The organism is Halorubrum alkaliphilum (assembly GCF_017873815.1).
Classification (GTDB): domain Archaea; phylum Halobacteriota; class Halobacteria; order Halobacteriales; family Haloferacaceae; genus Halorubrum; species Halorubrum alkaliphilum.
On sequence record NZ_JAGGKQ010000007.1, the window covers coordinates 1 to 15,653 of the forward strand.

The window sequence follows — 15,653 nt, forward strand, 5'->3', positions numbered from 1 at the left end:
CGGAGCAGGCTGGGGCTTTGGAAGTGTTCACCGACGATCCGTACTCAACCACTTATAAATGAACAGTTAGAGATGTGGAACTGTTCACCACAGCATCATCTACTTATAAACAGCCGCCAGCAACATCACTAACCCACTTATAAACGCTCACTCCAACGTATTGCGAGACCCACTCCCGATATCACTCAAAAGGCAGTCGCTACCGGCTCGTTGTTTCACCGGATCCGGGCGGTCCGTTCCGACGAAAGCCGACGCGTACATACGACTTCGGGACGAGGCCCCCGTATGAGCACGTACGTCACCGAGATTCCCGTTCGGTTCCGCGATATCGACGCGATGGGCCACGTGAACAACGCCGTCTACGCGACCTATCTCGAGCAGGCTCGTACGGCGTACGTCCGGGACGTGCTCGGGGCGGACCTCTCGTCGATCCCGACGGTACTCGCGTCCCTGTCTCTGGAGTTTCGTCGTCCGGTTCTGCTGGAGGACGGTTCCGTGACCGTCGAGATCGACGTTCCCGAACTGGGCGAATCGAGCGTCCCGATGACCTACGAGATCCGGGCCGAGGACGGCGTCGTCGCCGAGGCGGAGTCGGTCCAGGTCGCCGTCGACGACGAGGGGTCCTCCCGACCGATCTCCGAGGACCACCGGACGGCGATCGAGTCCTATCACGGGCTCTGATCCACGAATCCATGGATCGGGTTCGCTCCGACTCGTATCGGTTGGATCCGCGAGCCGTACCTTCTTGCCCGCGGACATCGATCGATCGGGTATGTCTATCCGACTGTACGCGCTGGACGGCTGCCCGTGGTGTGAGAAGGTGAGCGACGCGCTCGACGAGTTGGACGTCGAGTACGAGACGACGTGGGTCGACGCGTTACACTCCGACCGCAACGAGGTGAAACGCGTGAGCGGGCAGCGCGGCGTTCCCGTTCTCGTCGACGAGGAGCGCGGCGTGACGATGGCAGAGAGCGCGAACGTCTTGGAGTACGTCGAGCGGACCCTCGCATGACGGTGTACACCGGCCGCGGCGACGAGGGGAAGACGGACTTACGCGACTTGAGCCGGGTGTCGAAGTCCAGCCCGCGGATCGAGGCGTACGGGACCGTCGATGAGGCGAACGCGCTGATCGGGACGGTCCGACCGACCGGCCACGACGACCTCGACGATCTGCTGGCGGCCGTCCAGAACCACCTCCACGTCGTCCAAGCGGATCTGGCGAACCCCGATCCCGACCCCGACGACCCGCAGGTGGAGCCGTCACACGCGACCGAGTTGGAGGACGCGATCGACGACCTCGACGAGGAGTTGGAGCCGCTCCGGTCGTTCGTGTTGCCGGGCGGCGGTGAGGCGGGTTCGAAGCTCCATTACGCTCGGACGGTCGTCAGGCGAGCCGAGCGTCGGGTCGTCGCGCTCGCCGGAGCTGAACCTATAAACGAAGCGGTCGTCACGTATCTCAACCGACTCTCCGATCTCCTCTTTACTCTCGGACGCGTCGCGAACGCGCGTGACGGCGAACCGGAGGAGTCCCCCTCGTACTGACGGGACACACTTTCGGGCGGATGATCGACCGCTTTTCATGCCTCCTCCCGCAAAGCATTTATCTGTCCTTCGCCAAAGGGCAGATATGAGCAAACACTTCGAAGACGCGCGATACTACCTCGGCCGAGCGACCGAACACGCGAAAGCCGGCATTAAGGAGGAGTTGGAGCCGCTTCAGGAGCGAGTCTCGAAGCTCGTCGGTGACGAGCCCGAGGAGGGGCCCGAGCCCTCGCGGCTCGACAAGCTTCAGGCTGACCTCAAGGACCTCGAAGAGCGTGCCGAGGGCGAGGCCCGTGAGGCTGTGGCATCGGCTCGCGAGCGCGTCGACGCCTACCGGAGCCGAAACGACGACCAGCCGATCGAATAACTCCTCCTTTTACCGACCAACGGTCACTCGTCGGCGATCACTCGATTTTCCGTCGGGTGTGACGACGTACCCTACTCCATTTCGTTCGAACCGATCACCCCATGATAGTTGAATCCGAGCGACAAAGCAACCCTTAAGTTCTGACGACGGAAAAACTGGAGCACGCGGGTCGGTGGTCTAGTCCGGTTATGACGGCTCCTTCACACGGAGCAGGCCGGCGGTTCGAATCCGCCCCGACCCACTGTGTTTTGGTGTTGATGAGGGAGCCGGAACAGGCCGGCGTTCCCGCCGAGCGAAGCGAGGCGGGAAGCAGCGGATGACCGGAGGGAATCCGCTAGCGTTCGAATCCGCCCCGACCCACTGTGTTTTGGTGTTGACGAGGGATCCGGAGCAGGCCGGCGTTCCCGCCGAGCGAAGCGAGGCGCGCCGAAGGGTTCATATATCGCCCGGTCGCCGAGGCGGTGAACAGCAAAGCCTAATGAGGAGGGGCCTGAACAAACAAGTGATGCCCACTGTAGAATACCTTAACTACGAAGTGCTCGACGACCACGGCTGGTCGATGGACGACGACGACCTCTTCGAGGAGGCGGCCGACGCCGATCTCGGCGACGAGGACTACGGCAGTCTCGAAGTGAACCAAGGCGAGTACATCCTCGAAGCGGCCGAGGCGCAGGGCTACGACTGGCCCTTCTCGTGTCGTGCCGGCGCGTGCGCGAACTGCGCGTCCATCGTCAAGGAGGGCGAGATCGAGATGGACATGCAACAGATCCTCTCCGACGAGGAAGTCGAAGAAAAGAACGTTCGGCTGACCTGTATCGGTAGCCCCGCGGCCGACGAGGTCAAGATCGTCTACAACGCGAAACACCTCGATTACCTCCAGAACCGCGTCATCTAACGTCCGACGAGTCCCGTGAACCCGGGTATTCGCCGCGACACCCGTTTTCGGGCGCGTGTCGGAAACCGTACTTCTCGCACCCTCCAGTCTCACGTCTCCACGCGGTCGGAGATTCGCATGAAACCTGCCGGGGAGATGTGCCTCGGTCGTGGCGGCGTCCTCGGTCCGGCGAACGTCGACTACCGCAGAACGACTACCACGCGGACCACGCGGTCAGGCTCTCGTCGCGGCCGTACACCCGCTTGAGGTCCTTCGCGTACGCCATGTCGCCGGCGTGGTCGAGCTTCTCGTGGCGGTACTCGGGCGCGTCCTCTCGGATGTGGAGTCCCTCGATGGTGAACTCCTCCTCGCCGAACTCGACGGTGTCGCCGACGACGAACTCCATGTCGCCCGGGACGTTCACCTCGATCGACCGGGTGCGATCGGCGTCGCCGTCCTTCGGGTGAAGCGTGACGTCGATGGCGACGTTGTCGATCGCGCGAGTCCAGAGCGTGTCGACGCTGGTGATCGCGGCGTCCTCGACGCGGTGTTCCGGGCCGAGTTCGATGCCGGTGATCCGGACCTGCATCAGCGCGTCTTCGGTGTCGACGACGAACTCCTCGCCGGTCTCGATTCCCCCCTCGGCGGGAACCTCCATCTCCGTGGAAAAGGATTCGCCGTCCTGAGAGACGATGATCGTCAGATCGGTCGTCTCGGGTTCGGGGATCTCGGTTTTGTGCGTGTGATCGCAGTCGGTACACCGGACGGTGGCTTGGCCGCCGGGTTTCAGTACTTCGTGGACGGTCTCCTCGCCCGGGGAACAGGACGGGCAGGGGAGACCGACTCGGTCTCCGGTTTCGCTCATTACGGCACTCTTCCCGCCCCGAGCGTAAATATCCGCCTTTGTGGCCGCCGTGTGTGGATGGCTGCCGCGGGGTCGGCGGTGGGAGGCGGGGTCGGCGGTGGGAGACGAGATCGATGGTGTCACGCGGGATCGGTGCGTGGCGATCGCTTCCACATCGCGGCCGAGTACAGAAACTGGTTTACCGATGACTGCGGAACGAACGCCTATGATCGTACCCGGGTCGAGTTCCCAACAGCTGGCGGCCGCGCTCGCCGACGAGACGGATCGACCGCTGGCGACGGCGACGTACGACCGGTTTCCGGACGACGAGCGCCTCGCAGCCGTACCCGAGTTCGACGGCGAAACGGCGACCGTGGTGGCGACGACCGACTCCGATTCCGCGTGGGTCGAACTGCTCCAGCTACAGGACGCGGTCCGGGAGGCGGGAGCGGAACACGTCACAACCGTGATCCCGTACATGGGCTACGCGAGACAAGACCAGTCGTTTACCGACGGACAGCCGGTCTCAGCGCGGGCCATGGCTCGCGCAATATCGACAGGAACCGACCGGGTCGTGCTAGTAAACCCCCACGAGTCCGCAGTCAGCGAGTTCTACGCGGTTCCTGTCGAGATCGTCGACGCCGCAAGCGTCCTCGCGGACCCGCTGGCGAGCGATCTTACCGAGCCGCTGTTTCTCGCGCCCGATGAGGGTGCTGTCGAGATCGCCAGAACTGTCCGTGACGCGTACGGGACGGGCGAGACCGACTACTTCGAGAAACACCGCGACCGCGAGACGGGCGCGGTCGAGGTGTCTCCCTCGGATGCGTCCGTCTCCGGACGGGATGTCGTCGTCGTCGACGACATCGTCGCCACCGGCTCCACGATGAGCGAGGCGGTTGGGGTGTTAACTGATCGGGGTGCGTCGCGCATCGTCGCCGCGTGCGTCCACCCGATGCTCGCCGCAAACGCCGTGACAAAGCTCCGTGATGCGGGCGTCGACCGGATCGTCGGGACCGATACGATCGAACGCGGCTGTAGCGTTGCGAGCGTCGCGCCGGTGCTCGCTGATACCCTCGTCGCCGACGCGGCCACAGGCAACTAATCCTCAATCTGGCTGTCACGGGCAGGTGGCTCCAGATCCACCGGCCGCGCAACTCGGACCCAGAAACACACGCTGCTCCGCAACCACTAAACGGCACTCGCGCGTTCCTTCGACAATGGCCGACTGGACGGAGAGATACCGCCCGAGCACGCTCTCGGAGGTCCGCGGCAACGACAAGGCACGCGACGCGTTCGCGGAGTGGGCCCGCTCGTGGGACGACCATCGAGAGGCCGTCATCCTCCATGGCAGTCCCGGCGTTGGGAAGACGAGTGCGGCCCACGCGCTCGCGAGCGACATGGACTGGGAGACGGTCGAGTTGAACGCCTCCGACCAGCGAACCGCCGATGTTATCGAGCGCTTTGCCGGGCGCGCGGCCCGGAACGCGACCCTCGGCGGGAGCGCCGCCGGCGGCGGGGCAAGCGGCGGCGACACCGCCTCCAGACAGCTCGTGATTCTCGACGAGGCGGACAACATCCACGGCAACTACGACCGCGGTGGGGCGTCCGCGATCACGGAACTCGTCAAGGAGTCGGGGCAACCCATCGTCCTCATCGCCAACGAGTTCTACGACATCTCGCGAGGGCTCCGGAACGCGTGTCAGGACATCGAGTTCCGCGACGTCTCCGCGCGCTCCATCGTTCCCGTGCTCCGGGACGTCTGCCGCAAGGAGGGGATCGAGTTCGAGTCCGACGCGCTCGAACGCATCGCCGAGCGGAACCGTGGCGACCTGCGTGGCGCGATAAACGACCTTCAAGCCGCCTGCGAGGGTCGGTCGTCGATCGCAGTCGAGGACGTCGTCACCGCGGACCGCGACAAGGCGATGGGGATCTTCCCGTTTCTCGACGCAGTCTTAAAAGAGGAGTCCGCAGAGGAGGCGCTTCAGTCGGCGTACGCCGTCGACGAGACGCCGGACGACCTCACGAAGTGGGTCGAGGACAATATGCTGGACGTGTACGAGCCGATGGAGGCGGTCCGCGCGTACGACTTCCTCGCGAACGCCGACGTCTGGCTCGGCCGCGTGCGCGCCTCACAGAACTACTCCTACTGGCGCTACGCGACCGACAACGCGGCCGCCGGGGTCGCGGCCGCCCGCGATGGGACCAAGGGCGGATGGACACGGTACGGTCGCCCGCAGTTCTGGCCCTCCTCGGACGCGACTGCCGACGAGGTGGTCGGCCGGATCGCGGCCGCGAGCGGGTGTAGCGTCGCGACCGCCCGCCGCGAGGTGCTACCGTTCCTCGCGACGGTCACACACCACTGTAAACCGCGGGATCTGACCGTCGCGATGGCGGCCGCGTACGACCTCGACGAGGCCGGTGTCGCGTTCGTCACGGGATCGGGAGAGTCGACGAACAAGGTGGCTTCGATAGTCGAGGACGCCCAGGAACGCAGAGAACAGCGACTGGAGGAGAACGCGGGTGGCGCGTTCGCCGGGACTCCCTCCGGGAGCCTCGACGACGGGAAACCGTCCGAGACCGACCGATCGTCCGACACGGGAGGCGACGGTTCGGGGGCTGCCGCCGCCGGAGTGAACGAAGAGAGCGGGGTCGACGCCGCAGCGGGTCAGGAAGCGACGGACGACGTAACTGATGGCGACGACGCGGACGGCGAGGAAGCTGGCGACGATCAGGCGGGACTGGGCGACTTCGTCTGACCGGGAGCCCCGCGCCACGTGGCGATCAGCTCACTCTGCCGAGGAGCGTCCGGAGTCGTCGGCGACCGGGTCGTCGGTCGCTCCCGATCCCTCGAACACGTCGACATCGACGAACTCGAACCGAGCGCCCCCGGCCCGGCTCTCGGCAATCGAGACGGACCAGCCATGTGCTTCCGCGACACGTTCGACGATGGCAAGCCCGAATCCCGTTCCGTCGTCCGCCGTCGTGTGCCCGGGCTCGAAGACGGCCTCGCGCTGCTCGGGAGCGATCCCCGGTCCGTCGTCGGCGACATAGAAGCCGTCCGGCGTTCGACCGACGCGGACGCGAACGTCGCCGTCGGTACCGTCGTCGTCGGCCGCGTCGTCGAACGTTCCGGGGGGAACCCCGTCGGTCGGTCCGGCGGCTTCCGTGGCGGGAGCGACTGCGTCCGGATCGCTCTCGGTTCCGTGCTCGACGGCGTTCCGGAACAGGTTCTCCAACGCCTGTCGGAGCCGGCTCCGATCACAGTCGATCGACGGGAGCTCGTCGTCGACGACGAGTTCGGCGCTCGCGGTCCCGCCGATCGTCGACCACGCGCGATCGACGACCGATCGGAGGTCGGCTTCGGCGGTCGATTCGACGGTCCGGCCCTCCCGTGCGAGCGAGAGGAGGTCGGAGATGAGTTCGTCCATTCTATCCAGCGCGTCCATCGCACGGTCGACGCGCTCGTCGGCCGCCTCGCCCTCGAACTCGCGGGCCAGTTCGAGGTTGCCGACGGCGACCGACATGGGGTTCCGAAGGTCGTGTGAGACGACGCTCGCGAACTCGTCGAGTCGCTCGCGCTGCCGCTCGAGCTGTTGCTGTCGTCGGACACGATCGGACGCTGGAAAGAGATATCCGACGACGTCGCCGTCGTCGGCCCGCCGACCGTGTTCTTGGACCCATGTCGGGTCGGACCCGGTCTGGATTCGATACGTGATATCGACTTCGGTCGTGTCGAGTTCCTCGCGAAGCTGTGTCCGATCCGATGGATGGACCGCCGCGAGCCACTCGGTCCGTGGTAGCTCATCGACGGAGAGGTCGGAGTCGCCGTTCGATTCGACTTGGAGGCGGTTCGGATCACCGTCCGGTCGACGATAGGCGATCCCCGGCCGGGGATCCGTCCGCGGAGACATTACCGCCAATTCGTTTCGCGATCGCAATAAATCTTGCTTGAATAACATTTCACTCGCCGACGGGTCAGGACCGATATCCCCGAATACGACGCCCAAAGCTACCGGTAACGCGTTCTTAGACTATCGGAGTTGAAACAACTAGACAAATGTAATTTATAAATAACTATCTCGCTCGGGGTGGCCGCTCGTCGACCACGGGACCCGAACGGTTTTTTTCACCCGGCCAATAGAGTCGGTATGACGGAGCACGCGGACCGCTCGGTGGCCGAGCAGATCGAATACCGCCGGAACAACGCGGTCGACCCGGAGGACTTCCTGTTCGAGGCGGAGGCGATCGAGTTCGACACGGTCGACGACGATCTCACCCTCACCGACGAGTTCCTCGAGGCGGTTGAAGCCGAGATCGAGACGCTGCTCGACCGGGGTCACTCGTCCGCTGACGTGGCCAGACTGTTCAGCGCCCGGGAGGCGGAGACTCACGTGGCGGATCGGGAGTATCTCGCGTACAAGACCGGCGACATCGTCCGCAACTGGCCCTCCGAGGAGGCGCTCTACTTCGACCTCGCGGTCGACGGTGCGCTCCGTGAGTCCCACGCGGATTGGGAGGCGGTTCCGCCCCGCCAACGGCAGCGGATCGTCCAGTCGCTGCGCACGTTCCAGGACGAGTGTCCGTTCTGTGCCGGAACCGTCGGGGTGAGCAACGACAAGGTCGAGTCCTGCTGTGACGAGAACCTAGTCCACGTCATCCACTGTACCGGCTGCGAGACGCGGTTCTTCGAGTTCTCGCCCGGTTCCGTTCCAGTCTGAGATCCTCTGGACTGAACCACGAGGCTTCCTCCCCGATCCTCCGTACGCCGGATACGTGTGCGCCGGAGACGGCGTTTCACTCCACGGTGATCGTCGTCTCGTCGGCCAGCCCCTTCCCGTCCGGATCCGCGACGTTCACTGCGACGCGAAGCGTGTGCTCCCCTCGGTCGGCACGGTCCCACTCGCGGTCGGAGATCCTGAACAGTCCCGACCACTCCCTGCGGAACCGTCGTCTCTCGCCTCGATCGAGGTTCAGGTAGGCGGTTCCGTCCGGGGGGTCGTGTACTGGAACGCGTGAGGCCTCCACGTGACCGTCGACCGACCACGTCCATAGGAGCGGGGAGCGTACTTCCACCGAGACGGGGATCGGCAGGCGATTGGTGAACGTGACGGTGAACGGGACGGACTCCGCCGGACCGACGTGCGTGCGCTCGGCCGTTACGTCGACCGTGACGACTCGGTGGCGAAGCCAGTGTGGGAGGAGTCGCTTGCTCCAGGCCGAACTCGTGATCGACCGGGCCGCCTGCGGTTCGACCCCCTCCTCGGCGTCACCGGGTCGAAACGGGTCCGACCGATCCCGCTCGACGGCGTCCGACTCGTAGATCCGGCGCATTACCCGTAAGACCGTGACGCACACGCAAAAAAGTGCGGCGTCTCAACGGACGAGATACCTCACGTGCACTACTTCGCGTCCCCGACCGCGGGGCGGTCGCCGGGTGCGTCGGCATCGTACCGGAGACACGCTATCTCGTGGGTGTTCCGGATGTGGTTCGACGACGGATGTCGAGTCTCACACGGCGACTCGAAGACGGCCTCGAGCCGGTCGTTCGCCGCGTCGACCTCGCCGTCGACCAACAGACGGACCGCGTCCGAGACCGCGTCGTCCGCCTCACCGTCGCCGATCCACTCCGGGATGTCGAACGTGTTTCGGACTAGCGCCTCCGCCGACTCGACGTCCATGGCGGTCACGTCCTCGACGCCGCCGGCATCGGTGTCGGTGTCGGCCGTCGTAACCAGACCGTCGGCCGCTTCCAGTCCGGAGAGCCGAAGTCGAAGGTCCATCACTCCGCGGAACGCCGGCTGATCGACGTCGAGGTCCGTCGGCGGGATGACCCGCGGACACCGGGTGTGGAACCGACAGCCGCTCGGCGGATTCATCGGTGACGGCACCTCCCCCCGAAGGAAGATCTGGTTCCCCTCCCACAGCGGATCCGGCTCGGGGATCGCCGACAGCAGTGCCTCCGTGTACGGGTGATACGGCTCGGCGAAGATCTCCTCGGTCGTTCCCACCTCGGCGAGTTCGCCGAGGTACATCACCGCTATCCGGTCGGAGATGTGCTCGACGACGCTTAGATCGTGTGCGATGAACACGTACGCGAGGTCGAACTCTTCCTGGAGGTCCTCCAAGAGGTTGAGGATCTGTGCCTGTACCGAAACGTCGAGTGCCGACACCGGCTCGTCACAGACGATCAGCTCGGGGTCGACGGCGAGCGCGCGAGCGATCCCGATTCGCTGACGCTGTCCGCCGGAGAACTCGTGCGGATAGCGGTTGGCATGGCTCGGGTTGAGCCCCACCGTCTCCAGCAACTCGTAGATGCGTCGTTCGCGTTCCTCGCCCTCGAGGATCCCGTGGATGTCCAGCGGCTCGCCGACGATATCACCGACGGTGAGCCGCGGGTTGAGACTGGAGAACGGATCCTGGAAGATGTACTGTACGTCCGTCCGTAGATCTCGGAGTTCGCTTCCCGAGAGGTCGGTGATCTCGATCGTCTCGTTCTCGCCGGTCTCCTCGTTGCGTTTGTGGTACGTAACGGATCCACCGGTCGGCTCGATGAGCCGGAGCATCGACCGACCGAGCGTCGTCTTCCCGCAGCCGGATTCCCCGACGACGCCGAGCGTCTCCCCGGGGTACACTTCGAGGTCGACGCCGTCGACCGCCTTCACCTGGTCCGCACGGTTGAGAAAGCTCTCGATGAATCCGGACGAGGTCTCGTAATACTTCTGGAGCCCCTCGGTCCGGAGAAGCGGATCGCCACTACGGTCGGGACCGGTGCTCATTGGGACCCCTCCGTGGGTGCGGCAGCGTCGTCACGCACCGTGACGTCGTAGTCGAGCCCGCCGTTGAGCTCTCCCGTGTATTCCAGACAGCGCGCGCTGCGCTCGCTACCGACCGTCGCCGGCTTCCCCGTTTCCGGTTCGGTGAGCGCCGGCTCCGTCCGGCGGCACGCCTCCTCGGCGTACGGGCACCGCGGATGGAACGAGCAGCCGGTCGGCGTGCTGATGAGGTCCGGCATCGAACCGGGGATCGTCTGGAGCCGGTCCCGGTCGTCACCGATTCGGGGAATGGAACTCATCAACCCTACCGTGTACGGGTGTTTGGGATCGTAGAACAGGTCCTCTGCCGACGCACGCTCGACGGACTTGCCCGCGTACATCACCATCACCCGGTCACAGAGGTCCGCAACGACGCCGAGGTCGTGAGTGATGAGCTGTACTGCCGTGTCGAACTCCTCCGCGAGGTCCTCGAGTTCCGCGAGGATCTTCGCCTCCGTCGTCACGTCGAGTGCGGTGGTCGGCTCGTCGGCAACCAACAGGTCCGGATCACACGACAGTGCCATGGCGATGACGGCACGCTGTTGCATTCCGCCGGAGAACTCGTGTGGGTAATCGGAGTATCTGGCCTCCGCGTCCGGTATCCCGACTCGATCGAGGAGTTCGATCGCGCGTTCCCGTGCTTCCTCGTCGGTGTGATCGAGATGATGACGGATCGCCTCCGATATCTGGTCGCCGACGGTGTACACGGGATTCAACGCCGTCTGTGCGTCTTGGAAGATCATGGCGACACGGTTGCCACGAACCTCCTGTATCTCCGTTTCGGTCATTTCGAGGAGGTCATCGCCGTCAAGCAGGATCTCCCCGCTCTCGATGCGCCCCGGACTCTCGATGAGCCGAAGCAGGGAGAGTGCAGTGACGCTCTTTCCGGCACCGCTCTCGCCGACGACGCCGAACTTCTCGCCGGCCTCGATGGAGTACGAGAGGTCGTCGACGGCCGTCACGACGCCTTCCGCGGTGTAGAACGTGACCGTGAGATCACGCACTTCGAGGAGCGCCATTATCCGCCACCTCCCCGAACGTCATCGACCTGTACGTCCAGTGCGTCGTTCACCGCGTCACCAACCATGTTGATCGACATCACGAAGAGGAAGATCATCATTCCCGGGAAGACGGTAGTCCACCAGAACCAGGTGCCGCCCGCCCCGGTGATGAGCGTGTCGCGTTCCGCGTCCAGCATCGTCCCCCACTCCGGAGTACCGGGGTCGAAGCCGAGACCGAGGAAGCCGAGCGCAGCGACGCCGATCACGACCGTCCCGATCGACAGCGTCGCCTGTACGACGACCGGCGCGATCGCGTTCGGGATGATGTGTCTGAACAGTACGGACTTGTCCCGAGCGCCGAGCGCCTTCGCGGCCATCACGTACTCGTTCTGTTTCACTTTCAGGATCTCACCGCGGATGATCCGAGCGTAGCTCGCCCAGCCGACGAGCGCGAACGCCCCGACCAGCGGGATGAATCCGCCCCCGAAAAGCGAGACGAGGATCATCGCCAGCACGAGCGCAGGGAACGCGAATATGACGTCGACGAGCCGCATCATCACGCCGTCAGTCGTGCCGCCGAAGTAGCCGGACACACCGCCGTAGATCACGCCGAAACTCGCGGCGAGCGCGGTCACCACGAAACCGATGGTGACGCTGTATCGCGAGCCGGCGACCACCCGCGAGAACGTGTCACGACCGAGTCGATCGGTCCCCATCGGGTGCGTCAGCGACGGCGAGTCGTATCGATCGCCGACGCCGGTCTGTGCGGGGTCGTACGGCGTGAGACTGAGCGGCTGGACGGTGACGTCACCAACCACGATCGGGCGGGAGAACACCGCCACGAACAGCATCACGACGACGACGGCCATCCCAGTCAGTGCGAGCCGATCGCGTTTCAACTGGTGGATCACACGAACCCAGCGGTTCTGGACCTCCGGGTCGTCCTCTGCTTCCTCGGCGTCGTCGCCGGTCGGTTCCGCCGCGTCGTGGTCCGCGATCCGTTCCGTCTCGAACCCCGACACCCGAATGCGGCCTCGTTCAGTTGACATTGGTGCGTATCTGAGACATTGTTAGTAGTCGTGTCGAATCCGCGGGTCGAGCAGCGCGTAGACGATGTCGGCGAGCAGGTTCGCGAGCACGATGAACACGCCGGTGAAAAGCGTGATCACAAGAATCAGGTTGATCTCGCGGACGTTGATCGCTTCCACGAACAGGATCCCGAGCCCGGGCCACCCGAACACGGTCTCGACGACGACCGACCCGGAGACGATCGAGGCCGTCAGGAACGCCGCGATCGTCGTCACGGAGATGAGCGAGTTCCGGAGCACGTGTTTCAGTACCACCGTGCGCTCGGGAAGCCCCTTCGCGCGCGCAGCGGTGACGTACTCCTTGTTCAGTTCCTCGGCCATCGACGTGCGCATGATCCGCATCAGGTTCGCGGACGCGGCGGTGCCGATGGTGACGCCGGGCAGGACGAGCCACCACAGCATCGACGTCGAGAGCAGCGGCTCCTGTGGATCCAGCGTCGGGAACAGGTTCAACTGTACCGAGAAGACGGCGATGAGCATCAACCCGAGCCAGAAGTTCGGAATGGAGATGCCGGATAGCGCCGCGAAACGGCTAACGTCGTCACCGATCTCGCCCCGGTTGATCGCGGCGTATATGCCGCCGGGAATGGCGATCAGCAGGGCGAACACCCAGCCGAACAGGCCGAGCGCGAGCGTCTCCGGCAGCCGCGCCCACACGAGCGCACTCACGTCGCGACCGGAGGTGAAGTGCTCACCGAAATCGCCGGTGAGGACGTCACCGAGCCAATTAATATACTGTACCCAGACCGGGTCATCGAGCCCGAACTCTCGACGAAGTCGTACGGCGTCGGCCTGTGACGCGTCGGGGTTCGCCGCCACGAGCTGTGAGACCACGTCTCCGGGAGTCAGGTGTACGAGCCCGAACGTGATCACTGACACCCCGAACAACACGGGTATCGACGCCAGCGTACGGCGAACGGTGAATTTCAGTAAGTCCATGAGGGTATCGAACGCATTGTTCCGGGATCAGGGTCCATGGTGGATGGTCGTCGGATCGGGACGGGAGACCTACCGGTCGAGGTAGGCTATCTGCTCGTCGAGCGGCGCATAGACAGCGTACGTGAAGATCGACTGCGTGTTGGGATGACAGTTGACTCCGGCCACGTCCTCGTTGAACGTCAGCGTCGTCAACGAGTAGTCGACGATGGTGTTCGCCATCAAGTCGGTGTGCGCCTCCCAGAACTCGTCGTACCGCTCGCGACGCAGGTCCGGATCCTCCGCGACGTCCGCGCCGAAGCGGCAGCCGTTGAGCAGGTCGACGAACTCGTCGTCGAACGTCCCCGGCGGGAAGTAGAAGTTACAACACCCGTTCCAGTTCTCCGGGTCGTGGATCGCCTCGATGTAGCCGTGGGGGTCGAACCCCGTCGCGAGTCCGATGACGGCACACGCGTTGTTCTCCGCGTCGTCGATGTGTGCTTCGTCCGTGTAGAGGTCCCCGGTCGTCCAATCGCCGAGTGCGGCCGGCGTCTCGAGCTCCGCATCGAAGAGGCCGCTCTGGTTGAGCTGGTCGACGACCAGCGACATCTTGTCGATGCGCTCGTCGTCGTCGGCGTTCGTCTGGATGGTGACCTCGATGGGCGCTTCGAAGCTGGACTGCTCGATCAGCTCCGTTGCTCGCTCCTCGTCGGGCTCGACGCTGTACGCGAACTCCTGTTCGATGAGCTCGTCGTACCCCATCGCGGTCCCGAAGTCGGAGGCCGGCTCGGGGATGGGTGCCTGTGCGGGCGAGCCCCACCCCTGCTCGACGACGTCGACGATGGTCTGGCGCGGCATGAGCGCGCTAACCGCCTGTCGAACTTCGGCCTCGGCAAAAGCCCCGCCCTCGTCGGTGTCCTCCAGCGGGAACTGCATGAACTTGTACCCGGTACTCTCCTGTGCGGAGACGTCGAAGTCGTCCGACTGCATGAAGTTGTTCCGGGCGTCGGATGCCAGCTCGTACGTTACGTCGAGGTCGCCGTCCTCCAATGCGGCCGAGCGCTGGGAACTCTCCGGGACGAACCGGACGTTAATCTCCTCGATCGCCGGACGCTCCGGGAAGTCGGCGGGACCGTCGTAGTCGGGCAGGTTCTCGAGACCGACCTCCTCGACCCAGTAGTTGTCGGTGCGTTCGAGCCGGAGCACCGAGCCCTCGTCGAACTCGGCGATCTCGTACGGCCCGGTTCCGACCGGGACCGGACCGCCGGCCCGCGGCTCCAGCTCACCAGGTCCGAGGTCGTGGTGCTCCTCCGGGAAGAGGTCGATCGGCGGGAGCTCCACGAAGGCGGCCGCGTCCGGCTCCAGCGAGTAGAGATTGAACTCGTACCCGTCGTCGCCGTCGGGCGCTTCCGCGTACATGAACGCGTCGAACACCTGACCCTGATTGGTCGAGCCGACGTACCGGTCGTACGACCCGACGATGTCGCCGGCGGTACACTCGTCGCCGTTGTGGAACTCGATACCCTCGTGGAGGCGACCGGACACCTGCGTTCCGTACACGCCGTCGTCGACGGCGTCCTCCGCCTCGTGGCGGGTGAGTACGCGAACCTCGTCTCCCTCCTCCGCACCCTCGAGGTCTTCGGGGTGCTGGAGGAGGACGAGGTTGAGGTCGTCGTCGAGATCGAATATCGGTATTCCACCGTCGATCTCGACGATCTCCTCCTCGCGCATGTACTCCTCGTAGTCCTCGTAGTCCACGTTCTGGGAGTCGACGGCGTCGTACTCCTCGGCCATCCACAGCTCGGTGGTTCCCTCCGCGTCCGTCGTAAGCAGGTTGTCGTACACCAGCGAGAACACCGCGGTGTCCTCCGCGGCACTGCTCTCGGCGGCGTCGTAATCGTCGATGCTGTCGCGGGGAATGGAAACCTCTAGCGTGCCGCCGTCCTGGATCTCGTCGACGTCGATATCGTTTCGTTCGAGCGCGGGATCGATGTCGACCTCGTCGTCATCGTCTTCCCCCAGACAGCCGGCCATTCCGACGACGGATGCACCGGCAATACCTTGTAGTACTTTGCGACGGTCAACTGATGGGTCTGCTGAACTCATGGGTGTTAGTAGCAGTCGTCGTTGTCGAACAGCGTCCGTACGCGGGGCGGGGCAGAACACTGTTCACTGTTGTCAATGCTACCTACCACTATATATTCCATATC

16 protein-coding genes and 1 tRNA gene are annotated in these 15,653 nt (G+C 64.6%); 9 read left to right on the forward strand and 8 right to left on the reverse strand.

Annotated features, from left to right (window positions below; genetic code table 11):
- The first annotated feature begins 285 nt into the window (after window positions 1–285).
- The 6 genes from J2751_RS06390 (at window position 286) to fer (ending at window position 2,804) form a co-directional block, all read left to right on the forward strand.
- Window positions 286–681 (forward strand): acyl-CoA thioesterase, encoded by a 396-nt coding sequence (locus tag J2751_RS06390; protein ID WP_245202653.1) that lies wholly within the window; start codon window positions 286–288, stop codon window positions 679–681.
- A gap of 91 nt (window positions 682–772) precedes the next feature.
- On the forward strand, window positions 773–1,012 hold the full coding sequence (locus J2751_RS06395) for a glutaredoxin family protein (protein WP_209484297.1): 240 nt from the start codon (window positions 773–775) through the stop codon (window positions 1,010–1,012).
- On the forward strand, window positions 1,009–1,542 hold the full coding sequence (locus tag J2751_RS06400; protein WP_209484299.1) for a cob(I)yrinic acid a,c-diamide adenosyltransferase: 534 nt from the start codon (window positions 1,009–1,011) through the stop codon (window positions 1,540–1,542). The genes J2751_RS06395 and J2751_RS06400 overlap by 4 nt, the downstream gene beginning before the upstream one ends.
- Window positions 1,543–1,627: 85 nt before the next feature.
- Window positions 1,628–1,909, forward strand: a complete 282-nt coding sequence (locus J2751_RS06405) for a DUF7553 family protein (RefSeq protein WP_209484301.1) — start codon at window positions 1,628–1,630, stop codon at window positions 1,907–1,909.
- 166 nt (window positions 1,910–2,075) lie between these two features.
- Window positions 2,076–2,150 (forward strand) — tRNA-Val (locus J2751_RS06410).
- A gap of 264 nt (window positions 2,151–2,414) precedes the next feature.
- On the forward strand, window positions 2,415–2,804 hold the full coding sequence (gene fer, locus J2751_RS06415) for a ferredoxin Fer (RefSeq protein WP_209484303.1): 390 nt from the start codon (window positions 2,415–2,417) through the stop codon (window positions 2,802–2,804).
- 193 nt (window positions 2,805–2,997) lie between these two features.
- On the opposite strand, the gene J2751_RS06420 is transcribed toward fer, so the two are convergent.
- Window positions 2,998–3,648, reverse strand: a complete 651-nt coding sequence (locus J2751_RS06420; RefSeq protein WP_209484305.1) for an HVO_0476 family zinc finger protein — start codon at window positions 3,646–3,648, stop codon at window positions 2,998–3,000.
- Between the two features lie 205 nt (window positions 3,649–3,853).
- Between J2751_RS06420 and prs the strand changes: the two genes are divergently transcribed.
- Window positions 3,854–4,729 carry a ribose-phosphate diphosphokinase gene (gene prs / locus J2751_RS06425; protein WP_209484307.1) on the forward strand — a complete coding sequence of 292 codons (876 nt, stop codon included), beginning with the start codon at window positions 3,854–3,856 and terminating at the stop codon, window positions 4,727–4,729.
- 115 nt (window positions 4,730–4,844) lie between these two features.
- The gene (locus tag J2751_RS06430; protein WP_209484309.1) at window positions 4,845–6,383 is read left to right on the forward strand and encodes a replication factor C large subunit; all 1,539 of its coding nucleotides are present in this window, start codon (window positions 4,845–4,847) and stop codon (window positions 6,381–6,383) included.
- Window positions 6,384–6,413: 30 nt separating this feature from the next.
- Here the strand turns inward: J2751_RS06430 and J2751_RS06435 are convergent, their stop codons facing one another.
- The gene (locus J2751_RS06435; protein WP_209484311.1) at window positions 6,414–7,538 is read right to left on the reverse strand and encodes a sensor histidine kinase; all 1,125 of its coding nucleotides are present in this window, start codon (window positions 7,536–7,538) and stop codon (window positions 6,414–6,416) included.
- 237 nt (window positions 7,539–7,775) lie between these two features.
- On the opposite strand from J2751_RS06435, the gene J2751_RS06440 reads away from it, so the two are divergent.
- The gene (locus J2751_RS06440; protein WP_209484313.1) at window positions 7,776–8,345 is read left to right on the forward strand and encodes a hypothetical protein; all 570 of its coding nucleotides are present in this window, start codon (window positions 7,776–7,778) and stop codon (window positions 8,343–8,345) included.
- A gap of 76 nt (window positions 8,346–8,421) precedes the next feature.
- On the opposite strand, the gene J2751_RS06445 is transcribed toward J2751_RS06440, so the two are convergent.
- From J2751_RS06445 to J2751_RS06470, 6 genes are all read right to left on the reverse strand, one after another.
- Complete coding sequence (locus J2751_RS06445) at window positions 8,422–8,958, reverse strand: hypothetical protein (RefSeq protein WP_209484315.1); 537 nt, start codon at window positions 8,956–8,958, stop codon at window positions 8,422–8,424.
- A gap of 68 nt (window positions 8,959–9,026) precedes the next feature.
- On the reverse strand, window positions 9,027–10,403 hold the full coding sequence (locus J2751_RS06450; protein WP_209484317.1) for an ABC transporter ATP-binding protein: 1,377 nt from the start codon (window positions 10,401–10,403) through the stop codon (window positions 9,027–9,029).
- Window positions 10,400–11,458 carry an ABC transporter ATP-binding protein gene (locus J2751_RS06455; protein WP_209484319.1) on the reverse strand — a complete coding sequence of 353 codons (1,059 nt, stop codon included), beginning with the start codon at window positions 11,456–11,458 and terminating at the stop codon, window positions 10,400–10,402. The genes J2751_RS06450 and J2751_RS06455 overlap by 4 nt, the downstream gene beginning before the upstream one ends.
- The gene (locus J2751_RS06460; protein WP_209484321.1) at window positions 11,458–12,489 is read right to left on the reverse strand and encodes an ABC transporter permease; all 1,032 of its coding nucleotides are present in this window, start codon (window positions 12,487–12,489) and stop codon (window positions 11,458–11,460) included. Before J2751_RS06460 ends, J2751_RS06455 begins: the two co-directional genes overlap by 1 nt.
- A gap of 21 nt (window positions 12,490–12,510) precedes the next feature.
- The gene (locus J2751_RS06465; RefSeq protein ID WP_245202654.1) at window positions 12,511–13,467 is read right to left on the reverse strand and encodes an ABC transporter permease; all 957 of its coding nucleotides are present in this window, start codon (window positions 13,465–13,467) and stop codon (window positions 12,511–12,513) included.
- A 69-nt stretch (window positions 13,468–13,536) separates the two neighbouring features.
- Window positions 13,537–15,549 carry an ABC transporter substrate-binding protein gene (locus tag J2751_RS06470; protein ID WP_209484322.1) on the reverse strand — a complete coding sequence of 671 codons (2,013 nt, stop codon included), beginning with the start codon at window positions 15,547–15,549 and terminating at the stop codon, window positions 13,537–13,539.
- Between the last annotated feature and the right edge of the window lie 104 nt (window positions 15,550–15,653).